The sequence below is a fragment of the Streptomyces sp. NPDC057694 genome (genome assembly GCF_042799415.1).
Lineage (GTDB): Bacteria > Actinomycetota > Actinomycetes > Streptomycetales > Streptomycetaceae > Streptomyces.
The window spans coordinates 916,609-935,077 of the sequence record NZ_JBHVIX010000001.1 but is presented as its reverse complement, the minus strand read 5'-3'; the positions used below and the strand labels follow the sequence as shown (position 1 = coordinate 935,077).

At 72.7% G+C, this 18,469-nt stretch carries 16 protein-coding genes; 8 read left to right on the top strand and 8 right to left on the bottom strand.

Features of this window, described 5'->3' with window-relative positions:
- Positions 1-49: 49 nt before the first annotated feature.
- The gene (locus ACFVDP_RS04360) at positions 50-1,567 is read left to right on the top strand and encodes an acyl-CoA synthetase (protein WP_383482975.1); all 1,518 of its coding nucleotides are present in this window, start codon (positions 50-52) and stop codon (positions 1,565-1,567) included.
- Here the strand turns inward: ACFVDP_RS04360 and ACFVDP_RS04355 are convergent.
- On the bottom strand, positions 1,543-3,906 hold the full coding sequence (locus ACFVDP_RS04355) for an ATP-binding cassette domain-containing protein (protein ID WP_383482972.1): 2,364 nt from the start codon (positions 3,904-3,906) through the stop codon (positions 1,543-1,545). The two genes, ACFVDP_RS04360 and ACFVDP_RS04355, sit on opposite strands and share 25 nt — an antisense overlap.
- Positions 3,907-4,135: 229 nt before the next feature.
- Here ACFVDP_RS04355 and ACFVDP_RS04350 point away from each other — a divergent pair, with 229 nt between their 5' ends.
- Together ACFVDP_RS04350 and ACFVDP_RS04345 are read left to right on the top strand one after the other, a co-directional pair.
- Positions 4,136-5,740, top strand: a complete 1,605-nt coding sequence (locus ACFVDP_RS04350; protein ID WP_383482969.1) for a phosphodiester glycosidase family protein — start codon at positions 4,136-4,138, stop codon at positions 5,738-5,740.
- A 56-nt stretch (positions 5,741-5,796) separates the two neighbouring features.
- Complete coding sequence (locus ACFVDP_RS04345; RefSeq protein ID WP_383482966.1) at positions 5,797-6,783, top strand: alpha/beta hydrolase; 987 nt, start codon at positions 5,797-5,799, stop codon at positions 6,781-6,783.
- Between the two features lie 29 nt (positions 6,784-6,812).
- Here the strand turns inward: ACFVDP_RS04345 and ACFVDP_RS04340 are convergent, their stop codons facing one another.
- A complete protein-coding gene (locus ACFVDP_RS04340) occupies positions 6,813-7,820 on the bottom strand; it encodes an LLM class flavin-dependent oxidoreductase (RefSeq protein ID WP_383482963.1) in 1,008 nt (335 codons plus the stop codon).
- A 60-nt stretch (positions 7,821-7,880) separates the two neighbouring features.
- Between ACFVDP_RS04340 and ACFVDP_RS04335 the strand changes: the two genes are divergently transcribed.
- Positions 7,881-8,369, top strand: coding sequence for a hypothetical protein (locus ACFVDP_RS04335; protein WP_383482960.1), 489 nt, complete (start codon positions 7,881-7,883; stop codon positions 8,367-8,369).
- Between the two features lie 39 nt (positions 8,370-8,408).
- Here the strand turns inward: ACFVDP_RS04335 and ACFVDP_RS04330 are convergent, their stop codons facing one another.
- The gene (locus ACFVDP_RS04330; RefSeq protein ID WP_383482958.1) at positions 8,409-8,633 is read right to left on the bottom strand and encodes a dodecin; all 225 of its coding nucleotides are present in this window, start codon (positions 8,631-8,633) and stop codon (positions 8,409-8,411) included.
- Positions 8,634-8,812: 179 nt separating this feature from the next.
- Here ACFVDP_RS04330 and ACFVDP_RS04325 point away from each other — a divergent pair, with 179 nt between their 5' ends.
- The gene (locus ACFVDP_RS04325) at positions 8,813-10,096 is read left to right on the top strand and encodes an extracellular solute-binding protein (protein ID WP_383482954.1); all 1,284 of its coding nucleotides are present in this window, start codon (positions 8,813-8,815) and stop codon (positions 10,094-10,096) included.
- 46 nt (positions 10,097-10,142) lie between these two features.
- On the opposite strand, the gene egtD is transcribed toward ACFVDP_RS04325, so the two are convergent.
- Genes egtD through egtA form a run of 4 tightly spaced genes read right to left on the bottom strand, consistent with a single transcriptional unit; the run spans position 10,143 to position 14,564 of the window.
- A complete protein-coding gene (gene egtD / locus ACFVDP_RS04320) occupies positions 10,143-11,132 on the bottom strand; it encodes an L-histidine N(alpha)-methyltransferase (protein WP_383482951.1) in 990 nt (329 codons plus the stop codon).
- Positions 11,129-11,884 carry an ergothioneine biosynthesis protein EgtC gene (gene egtC, locus ACFVDP_RS04315; protein ID WP_383482948.1) on the bottom strand — a complete coding sequence of 252 codons (756 nt, stop codon included), beginning with the start codon at positions 11,882-11,884 and terminating at the stop codon, positions 11,129-11,131. The genes egtD and egtC overlap by 4 nt, the downstream gene beginning before the upstream one ends.
- Complete coding sequence (egtB, locus tag ACFVDP_RS04310) at positions 11,884-13,257, bottom strand: ergothioneine biosynthesis protein EgtB (RefSeq protein ID WP_383482945.1); 1,374 nt, start codon at positions 13,255-13,257, stop codon at positions 11,884-11,886. The genes egtC and egtB overlap by 1 nt, the downstream gene beginning before the upstream one ends.
- Entirely contained in the window at positions 13,254-14,564 is a 1,311-nt protein-coding gene (gene egtA, locus ACFVDP_RS04305) for an ergothioneine biosynthesis glutamate--cysteine ligase EgtA (protein ID WP_383482942.1), read from the bottom strand. The genes egtB and egtA overlap by 4 nt, the downstream gene beginning before the upstream one ends.
- A 247-nt stretch (positions 14,565-14,811) precedes the next feature.
- Here egtA and ACFVDP_RS04300 point away from each other — a divergent pair, with 247 nt between their 5' ends.
- Entirely contained in the window at positions 14,812-15,654 is an 843-nt protein-coding gene (locus ACFVDP_RS04300; RefSeq protein ID WP_383482939.1) for a TIGR02452 family protein, read from the top strand.
- Here the strand turns inward: ACFVDP_RS04300 and ACFVDP_RS04295 are convergent.
- Positions 15,639-16,094, bottom strand: coding sequence for a type II toxin-antitoxin system PemK/MazF family toxin (locus ACFVDP_RS04295; protein ID WP_383482936.1), 456 nt, complete (start codon positions 16,092-16,094; stop codon positions 15,639-15,641). The two genes, ACFVDP_RS04300 and ACFVDP_RS04295, sit on opposite strands and share 16 nt — an antisense overlap.
- Positions 16,095-16,165: 71 nt before the next feature.
- Between ACFVDP_RS04295 and ACFVDP_RS04290 the strand changes: the two genes are divergently transcribed.
- Positions 16,166-17,230 (top strand): glycosyl hydrolase family 18 protein, encoded by a 1,065-nt coding sequence (locus tag ACFVDP_RS04290; RefSeq protein ID WP_383482933.1) that lies wholly within the window; start codon positions 16,166-16,168, stop codon positions 17,228-17,230.
- 101 nt (positions 17,231-17,331) lie between these two features.
- A partial coding sequence (locus ACFVDP_RS04285; protein ID WP_383482931.1) for a LacI family DNA-binding transcriptional regulator occupies positions 17,332-18,469 on the top strand: 1,138 nt, incomplete at its 3' end.

Genomic DNA, 18,469 nt, shown 5'->3' with positions numbered 1-18,469 from the left:
TGTTCCGGGGTCTGACGCCGCGTCACCTGTGCGCGGTACCGTCCCCTCCATGTATCCGGGAACGTACGACCGAGCCAGGCCGGCCGTCGTCACGGCCGACGGCGACACCACCCTCACCTACGGCGAGCTGGAGGAGAACTCCCTGCGCCTCGCCGACCATCTGCGCACGCGGGGACTGCGCCGGGGCGACCATCTCGCCCTGCTCTGCGGCAACGAGCCGCGCGCCATGGAGGTCTACTGGGCCGCGATGCGCTCGGGCCTCTACCTCACCGCCGTCAACCACCATCTGACCGCCGACGAAGCCGCCTACATCGTGCGCGACTGCGGGGCGAGCGCCCTGATCGTCTCCGGACCGCTGAGCGAACTCGGCTCCGCCGCGGCCGAGTTGTCGCCCGGAGTCACCCATGTGCTCGGCCTCGACGACGGGACCTACGACGCCGCGTTGGCCGCCGCGTCCGCCGAGCCGCCCGAAGTGCAGCCGCGCGGCACCGACATGCTCTACTCGTCCGGGACCACCGGCCGCCCCAAGGGTGTGGAGCCCGCCCTGCCGGAGGGCGACGTGCGCACCGAGCCGTCGACGGTGCAACTCCTCTTCCAGCCCATGTACGGCTTCGACGAGCAGACGGTCTACCTCTGCCCCGCGCCCCTCTACCACGCGGCGCCGCTGCGCTTCTGCGGCACGATCACCGCGACCGGCGGCACCGTCGTCCTCATGAACTCCTTCGACGCGCAAGGGGCGTTGGCGGCCGTCGAACGGCACCGGGTCACCCACAGCCAGTGGGTGCCGACCATGTTCGTCCGGATGCTGAAGCTGCCGGAGGCCGTCCGCGCGCGCTACGACACCTCGTCGATGAAGGTGGCCGTCCATGCCGCGGCGCCCTGTCCCCTGGAGGTGAAGCGGCGGATGATGGAGTGGTGGGGACCCGTCCTGTACGAGTACTACTCGTCCACCGAGGGTAACGGGATCACGTTCATCGGCCCGGACGAGTGGCTGAGCAAGCCGGGTTCCGTCGGACGCGCCGGTCTCCTCGGCGAGTTGAGGATCTGCGACGAGGAGGGGAAGGTCCTGCCGCCAGGGGAGACCGGCACCGTCTACTTCGAGCGCGACGAACTCCCCTTCCGCTACCACCGCGACGACGGCCGCACCCGAGAGGCCCAGCACCCCGAGCACCCGGCGTGGACCACCACCGGGGACATCGGCCATGTCGACGAGGACGGCTACCTCTTCCTCACCGACCGCAAGGCGTTCATGATCATCTCTGGTGGGGTGAACATCTACCCGCAGGAGATCGAGGACTGCCTCGTCCTGCACCCGGCGGTCGCCGACGTGGCCGTCGTCGGCGTGCCGGACGAGGAGATGGGGGAGTCGGTACGGGCGTATGTGGAGCCTGCCGAAGGCGCCCCTCCCGGACCGGGGCTGGCGGCCGAGCTGATTGCTTACGTCCGTGACCGGATGGCGCACTACAAGGTGCCCAGGGACGTCGAGTTCGTCGGTTCGCTGCCGCGCACGCCCACCGGGAAGCTGGCCAAGGGCAGGCTCCGTCAGGGCAGCAGTCGCCGGAGATAGGGGGCGGTACGGCTGTCGGGGCAGGCGGCCACCGCCGAGGGCGGTCCCGCGACGACGACGTGGCCGCCCGCGTCCCCGCCGCCCGGCCCCATGTCGATCACCCAGTCCGCGCCCGCGACGACCGCCATGTCGTGCTCCACGACGATCACGGAGTGCCCCGCGTCGACGAGCCCGTTCAGCTGCCGCAGCAGTACCTCCACGTCGGCCGGGTGCAGTCCGGTGGTCGGCTCGTCCAGCAGGTACACGGTGTGTGCGCGCCGCGCCCGCTGCAACTCGCTCGCCAGCTTGATGCGTTGGGCCTCGCCGCCGGACAGCTCGGTCGCGGGCTGGCCCAGCCGCAGATAGCCGAGGCCGACGTCGAGCAGCGTGCGCAGGCTGCGCTCCACGGTCGTCGCCGCGGGGTCGTCCGCGAAGAACGCGGCCGCCGACTCCACGGTCAGGTCGAGGACCTCGGCGATGTTCAGCCCCCGGTGGGTGACCTCCAGCGTCTCCTTGTTGTAGCGGGCGCCGCCGCAGGTCGGGCACGGCGCGTACGTGCTCGGCAGGAAGAGGAGTTCGACGCTGACGAAGCCCTCGCCCTGGCAGGTCTCGCAGCGTCCGCCGGTGACGTTGAAGGAGAACCGCCCCACGCCGTAGCCCCGGGCCCTCGCCTCGTCGGTGGCCGCGAACACCTTGCGGACGACGTCGAACAGACCGGTGTACGTGGCCAGGTTGGACCTCGGCGTGCGCCCGATCGGCTTCTGGTCCACGAACACCAGGCGCCCCACACCCTCCCGGCCCTCCGTGATCTCACCGATCAGCGTCGACTTGCCGGAGCCCGAGACACCGGTGACGGCCGTGAAGGCGCCGAGCGGCACGTCGACCGTCACGTCCCGCAGATTGTGCCGGGTCACCGGACCGAGCGTGAACCAGTCACGTGGCGTACGGATCTGACGCCCGGTCACCGGTACTTCGTCGAACAGGAAGCGGGCGGTTGCCGAGCCCTCGACGCCCTTCAGCGCGGCCACCGGACCGCTGTGCAGCACCTCCCCGCCGTGCTCGCCGGCCAGCGGGCCCACATCCACCAGCCAGTCCGCGTGCCGCATCACGTCCAACTGGTGCTCGACCACGAAGACCGAGTTCCCGGCAGCCTTCAGCCGGTCGAGGACCGTGAGCAGCGACTCGGTGTCGGCGGGATGCAGACCCGCCGAGGGCTCGTCGAGGACGTACACGACACCGAAGAGCCCCGACCTCAACTGGGTCGCCAGCCGCAGGCGTTGCAGTTCACCGGAGGAGAGGGTGGGGGTGGCGCGGTCCAGGCTCAGATAGCCGAGACCGAGTTCCGTGACCGTGCCGATCCGGGCCCGCAGATCCTCGGTGAGGACGCGCGCGGTCTCGGAGGGGTCGGAGGTGTCCAGGATGCGGGCCAGCTCCGTCAGCGGCAGCCGGGCCAGCTCCGCGACGTTCTTCCCCGCGAAGGTCACCGCCAGCGACTCGGCCCGCAGCCGCGCCCCGCCGCACACCGGACACGGCGTGCTGTGCAGGAACTTCTCCGCCTTCGCCCGCAGCGACTGGCTCTTGGAGTCCGAGAAGGTCTTCAGCACGTACCGGTTCGCGCTCATGTACGTGCCCTGGTAGGGGCGTTGGATACGGTCCGCGTCCCGCACCGGGTGCACGGTCACCACCGGCTGCTCGTCCGTGAACAGGATCCAGTCCCGGTCCTCCTGCTCCAACTCCCGCCAGGGGATGTCCACGTCGTAGCCGAGCGCCGCGAGGATGTCCCGCAGGTTCTTGCCCTGCCAGGCGCCGGGCCAGGCCGCGATCGCGCCCTCGCGGATCGACAGCGCGGGATCGGGGACGAGGAGTTCCTCCGTGGTGCGGTGGACCCGGCCCAGACCGTGGCACTCCGGGCAGGCGCCGGCCGCCGTGTTCGGCGAGAACGCGTCCGAATCGAGCCGCTCGGCGCCCCGCGGGTAGCTGCCGGCCCGCGAGAACAGCATCCGCAGCGAGTTCGAGAGCGTGGTGACCGTGCCGACCGAGGACCGGGAGGTCGGCGCCGACCGGCTCTGCTGCAGCGACACCGCAGGCGGCAGTCCGCTGATCTCGCCGACCTTCGGCGCGCCGACCTGATGGATGAGGCGGCGCGCGTACGGGGCGACCGACTCGAAGTAGCGGCGCTGCGCCTCCGCGTAGATGGTCCCGAAGGCGAGCGACGACTTGCCCGACCCCGACACCCCGGTGAAGACCGCGAGGACATCCCGGGGGACGTCGACGTCGACACCCTTGAGGTTGTGCTCACGGGCGCCACGCACCCGCACGAGGCCGTCGTGGCGGGGATCGGACGGGGCGGGGTGGTGCATGGGGCGGGCTCCCGGTCGTACAGAGGTCACTCTTGCGTGCTCCATGATCCACCCATGGGGTGCGGTGGCGCGCGCCCGGCGGCGCGGCGGCGGACGCCCCGGAGAACGTCCGATGAATGATGTGCACATGCCTTGACGGGCCGTCGCGGGCCCACGCACCGTTACGGGGTCTCCTTTACGGGGTTTCCTTTTTACGGGTCTCCTTCGGTCGAGCGTGGGGTTGGGGTACGTGAACAGCAGACTGTTCGGCGTCGGCGCGGCACTGTGCGCCCTCGCCCTCGTGGGTGCGGCACCGTCTCCGGCCACGTCGGCGCCCCGGCACGGGCTGCCGCTCGGCGCCGCGGGCCTGTCCGAGACCCGGACGACACGGACGCTCCAGCCCGGCGTGACGCTCACCCGCATCGTGCGCGGCGCCGACGCCCCGGCGATGGACTGGACCGTGGAGCTGTCCATCCCGGGCGGCGCCGGATCCCCCGACCCGGACGCGCCGCCGACCGCGCTCAAGGACGAGGAGAGCGCGGGCGAACTCAGCGCCGCGCTGCGCGCGAAGGGCTTCGACGCCCGCTCGGAGAACGTCACCACCCCGGCGACCGCCGACTACGCGGGCGGCACGCTCGGCTGGCGGGTCCGCGTCGGCGCCTTCCCCAGCGAGAGCGCGGCCACCGCCGAACGCACCCGGCTGCGCACCGCCGGATACACCGGGTCCGCCTGGTACACCGGCTGGGACGGCGACGCCGGGGACCGCGGCCCCTGGCACGTCGACGTCCTCACCATCGACCCGAAGAAGTTCCACGGCGACCTCAGAGCCAGTTACGGCCCCGACCTGGAGAACCGCGAGACGACCAGCGCGCTCGCCGCCGCCGACGGAGCGACCGCGGGCGTCAACGCGGGCTTCTTCGTCCTCGACCCCAAGGCGGGCGCCCCCGGCGACCCGGCCGGTGTCGGCGTCTACGACGGACGGCTGCTCAGCGAGCCGGTGAACGGCCGCCCCGGGCTCGTCGTCCACGACTCCGCGCGCGGCACCGCCGTCACCCGCTTCACCTGGAGCGGCACGGTCACCGCGGGCCGCACCTCGCTGCCGCTGGACGGCATCGACCGCGTCCCCGGCCTGATCCGCAACTGCGGCGGCACCGCCGACGACCTCCCGACGGCCCGTCCGCTGCACGACACCACCTGCACCGACCTCGACGAACTCATCGCGTTCACAACCGAGTTCGGCAAGGAGACCCCGAAGGGCGAGGGTGCCGAGGCCGTGCTCGACCGGCACGGCAAGGTCGTCGAGGTCCGCCCGGCACGCGGCGGCGTCCTGCCCGCCGGAGGCCGCAGCGTCCAGGCGACCGGCAGCTACGCAGCCAGGCTCACGGCGCTCGCCGAAGTCGGCCGGTCCCTGCGCGTCCAGAGCGGACTGAAGGACACCAGGGGCCGCCCCGTCACCACGTCCCGCACCACCAGCGTCCTCAATGGCGGCCCCGAACTCGTCCGCGACGGCCGCCTCCACGTCACCCCGGCCGCCGACGGCATGGTGCAGCCCGGCAACCCGAGCTTCTACTACGGCTGGGTGCACAAGCGGAACCCGCGCACCATCGCCGGGACGGACACCGCCGGCCGGACCGTGCTCATCACCGCCGACGGCCGCGGCACCGGGTCGCTCGGCCTGAGCATCCCGGAGAGCGCGGCCGTCGCCAAGGCGCTGGGGCTGAAGGCCGCCATCAACCTCGACGGCGGCGGCTCGACCACGATGGTCGTGGACGGCCAGGTGATCAACGACCCGTCCGATGCCACCGGTGAACGCCCGGTCGGGGACGCCCTGTTGGTGCTCCCCGCCAAACGCTGAAGCAGACCCGGCACCACGGAAGAGGCACGATCCGCCGACGACCCACGGGAGCCGCCATGACCGCCGCCCTGACCCGCCGCGCCAGACCGCTGCTGCTCGTCCTGGCCGCGCTGCTGCTCACCCTCGGAGCGGCGCCGTCGGCCGTCGCGGCCCGGGCGCGGCCCGCCGCCGAGGTCGTCGCCGTCACCCGGGTCGCCGAGCGGCAGGTGGACCTCTCGGTACGCGCGTCGGCGCTCGGCGGCCGGACCGTGAAGGTCCGCCTGCTCACCCCCGACGGCTGGGACCCCGCCGACCGCCGCAAGCACTGGCCCACCCTCTGGCTGCTCCACGGCTGCTGCGGCGACTACACGTCCTGGACGGGCCAGACCGACGTCGCCTCCCTCGACAGCCTGCGCGACGTCCTCGTCGTCATGCCCGAGGCCGGCTGGAACGGCTGGTACAGCGACTGGTGGAACCACGGCCAGGGCGGCGACCCCGCCTGGGACACCTTCCACACCCGCGACCTGCGCCGCCTCCTGGAGCGCGACTGGGGCGCCGGCTCCCGCCGGGTCGTCGCCGGACTGTCCATGGGCGGTCAGGGCGCGCTGCTCTACGCGGCCCGGCACCCCGGCATGTTCAAGGCGGCGGCCGCCTACTCCGGCTCCGCCCACCCGCTCCTGAACGACGAGTCCACCACTCGCATCCTGGGCTTCTTCGCCGGACAGGGCACCGACCCGCTGCGCGTCTGGGGCGACCCCGTCGCCCAGCGCGCCGTCTGGGCGGCCCACGACCCGTACTACCTGGCCGAACGCCTGAAGACGCTGCCGGTCTACCTCTCCAGCGGCGACGGCACGGCAGGACCGCTGGACCCGCCGGGCGCCACCAACGCCCTGGAGGCCGACTTCAACCGGCAGAACCACGCACTCGCCGACCGGCTGAGGGAACTGGGCGCCAAGCACCTCACCACCCACTTCTACGGCCCCGGCACCCACACCTGGCCCTACTGGCAGCGCGAACTGCACGCCTCGCTGCCGATGCTGCTCCGCGGTCTCGGGCTCCGCTGAGCCGGCGTCAGGCAGGCGTCAGGCAGGCGTCAGGCAGGCGTCAGACGGGCGATCCGGGCCAGGCGGCGGTACGACTCCAGCAGGCCCTCACGGTCGTACGTACTGGTCGTGACCAGTACCTCCTGCGCCCCGCTCTCCTTGATGACCGTCTCCAGCTCGTCGGCGACCTGCTGCTCCGTGCCCGCGATGTGGCCGCGCAGGCCCGCCTCGTAGAACTCGCGCTCCTTCGCGGTCAGCTCCAGCGACGCCACCCGTTCGGCGGGCGGCAGCGGCGGGAACGTGCCGTGCGTGCGCGAGTGCGCCATCGACCACGCCTCGGGGATCAGCAGCCGGCGGGCCTCCGGCTCGCTGCCGGCGACCGCGACCGTCCCGGAGATCACCACATACGGCTCGGCCGCCCAGACGGAGGGACGGAACTCGGCGCGGTAGGTGTCGATGCCGCGCAGCATCTTCTCCCGGCTCCGCAGATCGCCGATGACCATGGGCAGACCTGCCCGGGCCGCGATCGAGGCTCCCTCGCCCATCGCCAGGACGAACGGCGGCACGGTCAGCCCCTCGGACGGGCGGGCGTGGGCGCGCGTCGCCGACGTACCGGTGAAGAACGCGAGGAGTTCGTCGAGCTGGCCCGCGAAGTCGTCGGCGACGTCCTTGTCCCGGCCGAGCGCCCGGCGCACCCCGTCCGTGAACCCGACCGAACGGCCCAGACCCATGTCGATGCGGCCCGGGAACAGCGACTCCAGGACCCCGAACTGCTCGGCCACCACGAGCGGCTGATGGTTGGGCAGCATGACACCGCCGGTGCCGACGCGCAGCTTGCGGGTGGCCGCCGCGACGGCCGCGGCCAGCACGGTCGGAGCCGATCCGGCCACGCCGGGCACCCCGTGGTGCTCGCTGACCCAGAACCGGTGATAGCCGAGTCGCTCCAGGTCCTGGGCGAGGGCGACGGTGTCGCGCAGCGCGTCGGGGCCCGAGTGGCCCTCGCGGGTGCGGGAGCGGTCCAGGACGGAGAAGCGGGTCGTTTCGATCACGGTGGTCACGTCCTGTTCAACGCGCAGCCCCGCCGAGGATTCCCGGTCGCGCCCCTTAGGGTGCTGTCCGTGACCGGTGACTCGCAGCCGCTGGCTGTTTTCGATCTCGACGGGACGCTTGCCGACACCGCGCACCGGCAGCGGTTTCTGGAGCGCAAGCCGCGGGACTGGGACGGATTCTTCGGCGCGGCCCCCGACGATCCGCCGCTGGCCGAAGGCGTCGCCCTGGCGCGGGGGAGCGCCGAGGAGTGCGAGGTCGTGTACCTGACCGGACGTCCCGAGCGGTGCCGTGCCGACACCGTGGCCTGGCTCGCCGCGCAGGGCCTGCCCGCCGGGACGCTGCACATGCGGCGCAACGACGACCGCAGGCCCGCCCGGCGGACGAAACTGCAGATCCTGCGGCGTATGGCACGCGGCCGCACCGTGCGGATGCTCGTCGACGACGACGAACTGGTCTGCGACGAGGCGGAGCGCGCCGGATTCACCGTCGTACGGGCCCGCTGGGCGAGCACGTCGACGGCCCTGAAGGACGCGCAGGAACGCGAGGGCCGTACCTGACCGCGGGCGGGGCCCGACAGCGCGGCGGGGCCGGGCGGTTCAGGCTCCTCCGTCGCCGTCCTCCAGCCGGAAACCCACCTTCAGGCCCACTTGGTAGTGCTCGACCTCCCCGTCCACGATCTGGCCCCTGACCTGGGTGACCTCGAACCAGTCGAGGTTGCGCAGGGTCTGCGAGGCGCGGCTGACGCCGTTGCGGATCGCCTGGTCGATCCCCTCGTGCGAGGTGCCGACGATCTCCGTGACGCGGTACGTGTGATTCGACATGGTTCCACCGTGCCCCAGGCCGCCCACTTCCGCGAGGGATCGCGTGTTCGACTTACTTCCCGGTAACTCTTGACCGCGGCAATGGTCCATACCAAAATCCAGCCACACCCGTACGAGCGTCGTGCTCGGTCCCCCACGTCGGGCCGATCCTCCCTGTCCGCAGGCAGAAAGTGACCCTCGTGATCTCCCGCCGTGCCGTGTTGTCCTCCGGTTTCCTCGTCGCCGCGTCCGGCCTGCTGACCACGGCCTGCAATGTACTGCCGGGTGGTGACGGGGGTCGCACCACCATCACGGTGTGGCTGATGCAGGGCAGCGCGTCGGACGCGTTCATCAAGCGGTTCACCAAGGAGTTCGAGGCCGAGCACGGCGATCTGCGGCTCGATGTCCGGATCCAGGAGTGGACGGGCATCGGCGACAAGGTCACCAAGGCGCTCGCCGTCAAGGGCGGGGCGGACGGCGCCCCCGACGTCATCGAGGTCGGCAACACCCAGGTCCCCGGTTACGCCGATGGTGACGGGCTGCTCGAACTGTCGCTGGAGTCCGCGCGCGACCTCGGCATGGACGACTGGCTGCCGGGTCTCGCCGAGCCCGGCGCCGACAACGGCCGCCAGTTCGGCATCCCCTGGTACGCCGCCAACCGCGTCGTCATCTACAACAAGTCGCTCTTCGACGCGGCGGGCGTCAAGAAGCCGCCGAAGACCCGGGACCAGTGGCTCGACATGACGCGCCGCCTCGACTCAGGCGGCAAGCAGGGCATCTACCTCGCCGGGCAGGACTGGTACACGCTGTCGGGCTTCATCTGGGACGAGGGCGGCGAACTCGCCCACGAGTCGGTCGGTACCTGGACCGGCGCCCTCCACAGCGACGCGGCCCTGCGCGGCATGGCCTTCTACGCCCAGCTCCAGCAGCTCGGCGACGGCCCCAAGGACGCCGACGAGGAACACCCCTCGCAGGCCGACCGGTTCGCCGAGGGCGACGTCGCCCAGATCATCTCGGTGCCGGGCGCCACCACGCGCATCCTGCAGAAGAACCCGTCCCTGAAGAACAAGCTGGGCTTCTTCCCGATCCCGGGGAAGACCGCGGCGCGGGCGGGCGCCGTCTTCACCGGCGGTTCGGACCTCGTCATCCGCGCGAACACCGCCCACCGCAGGGGCGCGGTCGCCGTGGTCGAGGCCCTGGCCGGCAAGAAGTGGAACACCGAGCTGGCCAGGGCCATGAACTACGTACCGAACAAGACCACGCTCGCCGCCGCGGTGGCCGGCGAGCCGGGTGTCGCCGCGATGGCCGTGGGCGCCGCCCACGGCAAGGCGACCCCGGCCTCCCCCCTCTGGGCGACCGTGGAGGCCGCCGACAACCCCATCAAGGCCTACATGTCCCAGGTCCTGCTGGGCGCCGACCCGAAGACGGAGGCCGAGAAGGCCTCGAAGGAGATCACGAAGCGCCTGGACGACAGCGCGGAGTAGCCCCGTAAGGGGCGCGGGGAACTGCGCGAGCAACCACGACGCACCGTCACTCTGACAACCGCTCACCCCCGACGGCGCTCAGGGACAACGCGAACCGCCCCGCGTCATCGGTCCACCAGTGCGTCAACTCCATCCCGGCAGAACGCAGTTCCCCCGCAACCCCGCCCCGCCGGAACTTGGCGGACACCTCGGTCCGCACCTCCTCACCCGCCCCGAACTCGACCACCAGATCCACCCCCGGAATCTTGACGACCTGCTCCCGAGCGGAGCGCAACCGCATCTCGATCCACTCGGCCCGCCCGTCCCAGAGCGCGACATGCTCGAACGCGGCCGGGTCGAAGTCGGCGCCCAGCTCCCGGTTCATCACGGCCAGCACGTTCTTGTTGAACGCGGCCGTGACCCCGGCCGCGTCGTCGTACGCGGCGACCAGCTGCGCCTCGTCCTTGACCAGATCCGTACCCAGCAGGAAGAAGTCGCCGGGCGACAGCAGCCCGCGCACCGACGCGAGGAACGCCGTCCGCTCCTCGGGCAGCAGATTGCCGATCGTGCCCCCGAGGAACGCCACCAGCCGCGGTCCCGGCGTCGCGGGCAGGACCAGGTCCCGGGTGAAGTCGGCGACGAGCGCGTGGACGGCGAGCCCGGGATGCTCGGCGAGCAGCGTGCGGGCGGCGCCCCGCAGCGCGCTCTCGCTGACGTCCACCGGCACGTACGCCGCCAGGTCCGGCAGCGCGTCCAGCAGATGGCGGGTCTTGTCGGACGAGCCCGAGCCCAGCTCGACCAGGGTGCGCGCCCCGGTCGCCGCCGCGATCTCGGGCGCGCGGGCCAGCAGGATCTCCCGCTCGGCCCGGGTCGGGTAGTACTCGGGCAGCGTCGTGATCTCGTCGAACAGTTCGCTGCCGTGCGCGTCGTAGAACCACTTCGGCGGCAGTGTCTTGGGGGTGCGGGTCAGCCCGTGCAGGACGTCGGCCCGCAGGGCCGCGTCGGTCGCGTCCGCGGGCAGGGTGCGGGTGACGTCAAAAGTGGGGTTCGTGGTCACGCGGCAGGCTCCTTGAGCGGGGTGAGCAGGACGTCGGTGCGACTCGCGGCGAGCAGGGTCCGATCGGGCACCTCGGTCCAGCGCGGATCGTCGTCGTAGGGCTCGGAGGCGACGACGGTGCCGCGACCGGGGTCCGCGAAGTACCACAGGGTGTCGCCCCAGGCCGTCGCGGTGATCGTCTCGCCGTCGGTGAGCAGGAGATTGAGCCGGGCCGCGGGCTGGGCCGCGGCCACGTCGAGCACGGTGTCGGCCAGCGCCTGGGCGGGCTCGTCCCCGGTGCGCAGCCGGTGCAGGGTGAGCGCCCACAGGAACGCGGCGTCGCACCGCGCCTCCATGGACAGCAGCTCGGCGGGCGGCAGCGCGGGCACGAGCGCCGCCAGCGACCCGGGCCAGCCCGGCACCGCCCCGTTGTGGCTGAACAGCCAGGGGCCCGCCGCGTACGGCGCCGCCGCGGCCTCCCCGTCCGCGCCCGCGAGCGTCGCGTCCCGTACGGCGGCCAGGAACGCCCCGGAGCGGACGACCCGGGTCAGATCCGCGTACGCGGCATCACCCCAGACCGGCCCGAAGCGGCGGTAGCGGGCCGGCACCGGATCGCCGTCCGCGTACCAGCCCACACCGAAGCCGTCGGCGTTCACAGTCCCGTGCCGCTGTCTGCGCGGCTCCCACGACTGCCGGAACAGGCTGTGCGGCGGCGCGTTCAGCACCTCGCCGAGCGCCACCGGCGTTCCCAGATAGGCAAGATGACGGCACATCAGGAACCGTCCTCCCGCTGCTGGGCGTCCCGCGCCGTGCGGAACCCGGAGAAGATCTGGCGGCGCACCGGATAGTCCCAGTTGCGGAACGTGCCCCGGCACACGACCTGGTCCACCGCGAACGAACCGCCGCGCAGCACCTTGTGGTCGGAGCCGAAGAAGACCTCCGAGTACTCGCGGTACGGGTACGGGGCGAAGCCCGGGTAGGGCAGGAAGTCGCTGGACGTCCACTCCCACACGTCCCCGATCAGCTGGCGCACCCCGAGGGCGGACTCGCCGAGCGGATAGCTGCCGGCGGGGGCCGGGCGCAGATGGTGCTGGCCCAGGTTCGCGCGCTCCGGAGTCGGATCGGCGTCGCCCCACGGGTAGCGCGTCGAGCGGCCCGTCGCCGGGTCGAAGCGGGCCGCCTTCTCCCACTCCTCCTCCGTCGGCAGCCTGCGCCCCGCCCAGCGGGCATAGGCGTCGGCCTCGTACCAGCTCACGTGCAGCACCGGCTCGTCGGGCGGTACGACCTCCGTGACCCCGAACCGCCGGCGCAGCCACTGGCCGCCCGCGTCGCGCCGCCAGAACTGCGGTGCCTGGAGGCCGTGGTCGCGCACCATGGCCCAGCCCGCCGGCGACCACCACTCGGGTGTGCCGTAGCCGCCGTCGGCGATGAACTCCAGATACGCCCCGTTCGTCACCGGCGTCGTGTCGATGTGGAACGGCGGCACCAGGCGGGTGTGGGCCGGCCGTTCGTTGTCCAGCGCCCAGGGCTCCACGGACGTACCCATGGTGAACGGGCCACCGGGGACGAGGACTTCGGACGGTCCGGAGAACGGTTCGGTGAGCGGTCCGGGGTCCGGAGCGGTCAACGCGGTGGCGCCGGTACGGAGCTGATGGGTGATCAGCATCGTCTCGTCGTGCTGCTGCTCGTGCTGGGCGATCATGCCGAAGGCGAAGCCCGACCGGGTCAGCCGCTCCCCGCCCTCGGCGCCGAACGACGCGCCCGCCAGCACGTCCAGGGCCCGCCCGCGCACCTCGGCCGCGTAGCCGCGCGCCTCTTGTGGCGCCAGCAGCGGCAGGCTGGGGCGCTCGGAGCGCGGATGCTCGAACGCGTCGTACAGCGGGTCGATCTCGGGCCGGATCGCCTCACGGCCGCCGACGGCGCGCAGCAGCCACTGCTCCTCCTGATTGCCGATGTGCGCGAGATCCCACACCAGCGGAGACATCAACGGCGAGTGCTGCGCGGTCAGTTCGGGTTCCTCGACGCAGCTCGTGAGCAGGGTCGTGCGCAGCCGTGCGGTCTCCAGCGCGTCGACCGCGCGGCGCCTGAGCGCCTCCGGATCCACGGCCCCGTTCTCTGTGTCCTTCGGGGGGTGCTGAGCGTTCATGAGCGGACGGTCCTCCCCTGTGCGGGTGCGGTCGCGTTGTCGCGGAGCAGGTCGAGCACGTCGTCGGCGGGGCAGCGCCCACGCAGCACGTAACGCCGTGTGAAGTCGGCGACGGCCCGGCACACCTCGGGCTCCGCGCCGATCCGGGGGAGCGCGTCGAGCGCCGCGGTGAAGCAGGCCGCGGCCGCCTCCCGCAGCTCCGGATCGGTGAGGGCGAGGCGGGCCGCGTCCTGCCACAGCGGGTTGTGCGGCGGGGGCAGCGGCCCGGAACGCTCCGCGAGGCGTTTCACGGCCCGGTACGCGGTCTCGGCGGCCTGCGGGTCGTCGAACAGGGCCGTCGTCACGGCGAGCGGAATCAGCCAGCCGTCGTCGCCGGGCTGCGCGTCGATCATCCGGAGTTCGAGGTGGCCGCGCGGGCGCACCGGCGGAAACAGCGTGCTCAGGTGGTAGTCGAGATCGGACCGGGTCGGCGGCCGCGGGTCACCCGTGCTCACCCACTCGCGGAACGTCAGCCGCTCGGGCACGTCCCACGGCCCGCTGTCCCGGCGCACGCACATCACCGGTGCGTCGAGGACGTGCCGCGCCCACGCCGTGCGCGGCTCCGCGGCCGGGCCCGGCGCGCCGGAGCGCCCCGGGTCGATGCGCTCCCACAGCAACTGCCGGGTCGAGCGCCAGCCGGTGGCCCGCCCGGACAGCATCGGAGAGTTGGCGAACGCGGCGACCAGGACCGCGCCGAGCAGGTGCGAGAGCACCCAGCGCCTGCCGTGCCCCAGCGGGCCGGGCTCCTCGTGTCCCGCGTCCAGGCACACCTGCACGGACGCCGACGAGCACATCATGGAGCGGCCGGCGGGTCCGGCCCGGTCGAGGGACGCCTCCAGAGCGTCGTAGCGGGGTTCGTGCAGCACCCGCCGCGGCGGCCGCCACGGGTCGGTGCCCTCACCCGAGAGGACGAGCCCGTGGTCGCGGAGCACGGTGCGGACGGCGGTCAGATCGGCCCGCATGACCGAGACACATTCCGTCAGGGTGGCGGCGGGGAGCGAACTGAGCTCCAGCTGGCCGCCGGGTTCCACGGTGAGCGCCGACCGCAGGGGTACGGCGCGCAGCGCGACATAGGCCGCGTCGAGTCGTTCGGGAGCCAGCGGGTGCCAGGGCGCCCCCTGCGGGCGCGGCTCGTGCACCATCCATTCCAGCTCGACACCGACCGCGCGGGGCGGGCCGGTCTTGAAGCAGATGCCCCGGATCAGGGCCTCCACCTCGGCAGCCTCGGTGAGCAGCGCACCGGGGCTCGTACAGTCTGCCTCGCTCATACCGGGATTCCTCCTGGTCCTCACCCGTCCCATGGTCCCCGGTCGGGGCCACGGCGTCGATTCGGCCCGGGTCGGGCCGTTTCGGGCAACGCTCGTCCTACCCAAAACCCTCGCCGGGAATCGCACAAGGGTGCGCCTGCGGGTGGGTGCGGCGGGGCGGGCCCGGCGAAAACCTGTTGTCCCCGCGGCCACCCGACGCACACGATGAGTTCATGGATTCGACGGTGGAGAGCACGGGGGAGCGCGCGTGAGTGCCCGGTTGCGGGAGATCGCGCAGCGCACGCAGGACATCGTCGCCACGGGGGAGTACGTCACGGGGGACGGACGCACGGTCGTCCTCGCCGACGCGGTGGCGCGGGCCCGGGAGGGCACGCGCGTGTACGGTCCCGAGCCGGTGGCCGTGCCGCCCGCGCCGGCCGTGGCGGCGCCGTCCGTCGAGGTCACGGGGGAGAGCAGCCTCGACGCGGCGCGCCGCATGACGGGGGAGCGGGCGGAGCGGATCGCGGTGCTGAACTTCGCGTCCGCCCGCAACCCCGGCGGCGGTTTCCTGAACGGGGCGCAGGCCCAGGAGGAGGCCGTCTGCCGCGCCTCGGCGCTGTACACCTGCCTGCTCCAGGCGCCGGAGTTCTACGACCACCACCGCGCCGACCGGGACGTCTTCTACAGCGACCGGGTCATCCACACCCCCGGCGTACCGGTGTTCCGGGACGAGCGCGGCCGACTCCTCGACGAGCCCTACCAGGTGGGTTTCCTGACCTCCCCCGCGCCGAACGCGGGGGTGATCGCGAGCCGCACCCCGGAGCGGGTCGCCCGGATCCCCGCCGCGCTGGCGAGCCGCGCCGAGCGCGTCCTGGAGGTCGCGGCCCTGCACGGCTACCGACGCCTCGTGCTCGGGGCGTGGGGCTGCGGTGTGTTCCGCAACGACCCGGAGCAGGTCGCGCGGGCGTTCGCGGACCTGCTGGACGGCCGCTTCCACGGCCGCTTCGAGCAGGTCGTCTTCGCGGTCCTCGACCGCACGAAGGACGCGGCGACCCGCTCGGCGTTCGAGCGGGTCCTCACCGGTCGGCAGGCCGCTCAGCGCCAGCCGTAGCGCTCCCGGAGCCGCAGCACCACCGTGTTGAAGCGGCCGCGGTCCAGGGCGCACGCCTCGCGCCGCATCCCCTGGTCGTGCACCCGCAGTACCCGGTCCAGATCCACCCACGAGTCGCGGCCGTCGCGGTCCCAGGGGCCGGAGCCGAGCGCGATCCACTCGCGGTCGTGGTCGTGCCGCTTGCTCGACAACTGCACGGCCAGCAGCGTCCCGGCCGCCTCGCGGGCGACGACGAGAACGGGACGGTCCTTGCCGCGTCCGTCGTTCTCCTCGAAGGGCACCCACGTCCAGACGATCTCGCCCGGGTCGGGGTCGCCGTCGTGCGCGGGCGCGTACTCGGTGCGCACCGGGCCCACCCGGCGCGGCTCGGCCTCCACCGTGGCCGTCGCTCCGAAGCGGCCGGGGTGCTCGTGCGGGGAATCATCCGTAAAGGCAGTCACGCGGGTCACGTTAGAGCCTGGACGGCCCAATCCGCGCGGCGGGTCCGCCTGATGACCCGCAGGCTCGGCACATGGCACGACGACGCATACACCTCACCGCCCTGACCGCACTTCCCGCGCTGCTGCTCCTGACCGGCGCCCTCGCCCCCGGCGCCGCACGGGCCGACGCCACGGACGCACCGGCCCCGCCGCGCACCGTTTCGGCCTGGCTGCCGTACTGGGACCAGGAGAACGCCTACCAGGACGCCCTCGCGCACGCCGCGCAGCTGCGCACCGTCAGCCCCTTCTGGTACGAGACGAAGTCCGCGACCCGTGTCGACGGCCACCCCGGGGCGGGCGAGCGCCGCATCGTCAACGGCCTGCACGCCAAAGGCATCCAGGTCGTCCCGACCGTGATGGAACAGATGAAGCCCGGCGCACTCGGCGCCGTCATGACCAGCCCCGCCCGCCGCGCCGAACACATCGACGCGCTCCTCGCCGTCGTCCGCAGCCGGGCCTACGACGGCATCGACCTCGACTACGAGACCATCGCGCCGAGCCCCGACGACACCTACCGCGCCGTGCGCACCGGATACGCCGACTTCGTCACCGACCTCTGCGCCCGCCTGCACGCCCTGCGCAAGCAGTGCTTCGTCACCGTGACCCCCAAGACCCGTACCAGCGGCCGCGTCTGGGACTACGAGCGGCTGGGCGCCGCCGCCGACCGGGTCCGCGTCATGGCGTACAACCTGCACTGGGCCGAGGGCGCGCCCGGCCCGCTCTCCACCCCGCAGTGGTACGACGAGATCCTGGCCACGGCCACCGCCCAAGTCCCCCTCGCCAAGCTGGAGATGGGGCTGCCGGCCTACGGCTGGAACTGGGCGGTCGGCAAGAAGGGCCGCGCACAGCACGTGACATGGAAGGACGCCGAGGCGCTGCGCCGCAAGGAGAAGGCGCCGTACACCCTCGACCCCGGCTCCAGCACCCCGCACTTCACGTACAAGGACGGCACGACCCGCCGCACCGTCTGGTACCAGGACGCACGCGGCACCGCGGCCCACCTGGCCGTGCTGCGCGCCTACGGCGTCCCCCACACGGTGCTGTGGGCGCTGGGCTTCGAGGACCCGGCGGTGTGGAAGGTGCTCGCAGACGGCTAGGGCGCGCGACGCCCCAAGTACCTTGACGGATAACTGTGTTGACCACCCGGACGGCACGGAGTGCCCGCCCGGCGCCCGGCGCGGACACTCCTTCTGGAAAGATGCCGTACGCCATGGTGCAGAAACCGCAGATACCCAGTCAGCAGCCCGTGCCCGCCGATCCCACGACGGGCCCGGCCCGTGGCTCTGCGCCCACGAGCGCGGACGTCGCGCGCCGGGCCGGGGTCTCGCGCGCCACCGTCAGCTATGTCCTGAACAACACCAGCGCCGTACGGATCAGCGAACCGACCCGGCGCCGCGTCCACGAGGCCGCCAAGGAACTCGGCTACGTCCCGCACGCGGCCGCCCGCAGCCTGCGCGCCGGACACACCCGCATCGTCCTCATGCCGACGCCCGACGTGCCGGCCGGCACCCTGTACAGCGAATTCCTCAACGAGTTCCAGTGGGCGCTCAGCCGGTTCGACTACACCGCGGTGCAGTACGGGAGCGTGGGCATCGTCGGTGGCGACGCGGCCCGCGCCTGGGCCGAACTGCGGCCCGTCGCCGTGCTCGCCCCGGTCGGCATGGGCCGGCGCGGCATCGACATCCTCCAGCGGTCCGGCGCCAAGGCCGTCATCACCCTCGGCGCCGAGCCGGTCGAGGGCGCGCACGCCCTGATCACCGACCATCGCGCGGTGGGCCGGGTCGCGGCCGGACATCTGCTGGAGCGCGGGCACCGCCGCATCGGCGTCCTGATGCCGCGCGAGGACGGCCTGGCCGCGTTCGCCGAGCCACGCCTCGCGGGCGTCCGCGAGGCCGGCGCCGAGGCGGTCGCGCTGCCGGTGGCCTACGACGAGGAGCACGCGGCTCAAGTCGTCGAACGGATAGGCGAGTTGGGCCTCGGCGCCGTGTTCGCCTACAACGACGAGTACGCGATGCTGCTGATGCGCGCGCTGCAGGATGCTGGCGTCGACATCCCCGGTGAGGTCGCCGTCGTCGGCGCCGACGATCTGATGCTGGGTCGGCTGCTGCGGCCCCGGCTGACGACCGTACGCCTCGCCCGGCCCTCGGGGCAGGAGCTCGCCGAGTTCGTCGACCGGCTCGTGCGCACCCCGACGGCCGAGCCGGAGATCAGGGAAGTACTGGGCGCGAGCCTGGTGGGGGGGGGGGGGGACCGACCCGCGCCGCCACCCCCCCCCCCGGGGTCCGGCCTCTTCTGTCGGCTTCCCCCTCTTTCCCTTCTGGGTCCTTTTCTTCGCC

What these genes read in the sequence shown, in the direction of transcription:
- ACFVDP_RS04360 (WP_383482975.1), top strand. Translation starts at nt 50, where the DNA reads ATGTATCCGGGAACGTACGACCGAGCCAGGCCGGCCGTCGTCACGGCC.
- ACFVDP_RS04355 (WP_383482972.1), bottom strand. Translation starts at nt 3,906, where the DNA reads ATGCACCACCCCGCCCCGTCCGATCCCCGCCACGACGGCCTCGTGCGG.
- ACFVDP_RS04345 (WP_383482966.1), top strand. Translation starts at nt 5,797, where the DNA reads ATGACCGCCGCCCTGACCCGCCGCGCCAGACCGCTGCTGCTCGTCCTG.
- ACFVDP_RS04330 (WP_383482958.1), bottom strand. Translation starts at nt 8,633, where the DNA reads ATGTCGAATCACACGTACCGCGTCACGGAGATCGTCGGCACCTCGCAC.
- egtC (WP_383482948.1), bottom strand. Translation starts at nt 11,884, where the DNA reads ATGTGCCGTCATCTTGCCTATCTGGGAACGCCGGTGGCGCTCGGCGAG.
- egtB (WP_383482945.1), bottom strand. Translation starts at nt 13,257, where the DNA reads ATGAACGCTCAGCACCCCCCGAAGGACACAGAGAACGGGGCCGTGGAT.
- egtA (WP_383482942.1), bottom strand. Translation starts at nt 14,564, where the DNA reads ATGAGCGAGGCAGACTGTACGAGCCCCGGTGCGCTGCTCACCGAGGCT.
- ACFVDP_RS04290 (WP_383482933.1), top strand. Translation starts at nt 16,166, where the DNA reads ATGGCACGACGACGCATACACCTCACCGCCCTGACCGCACTTCCCGCG.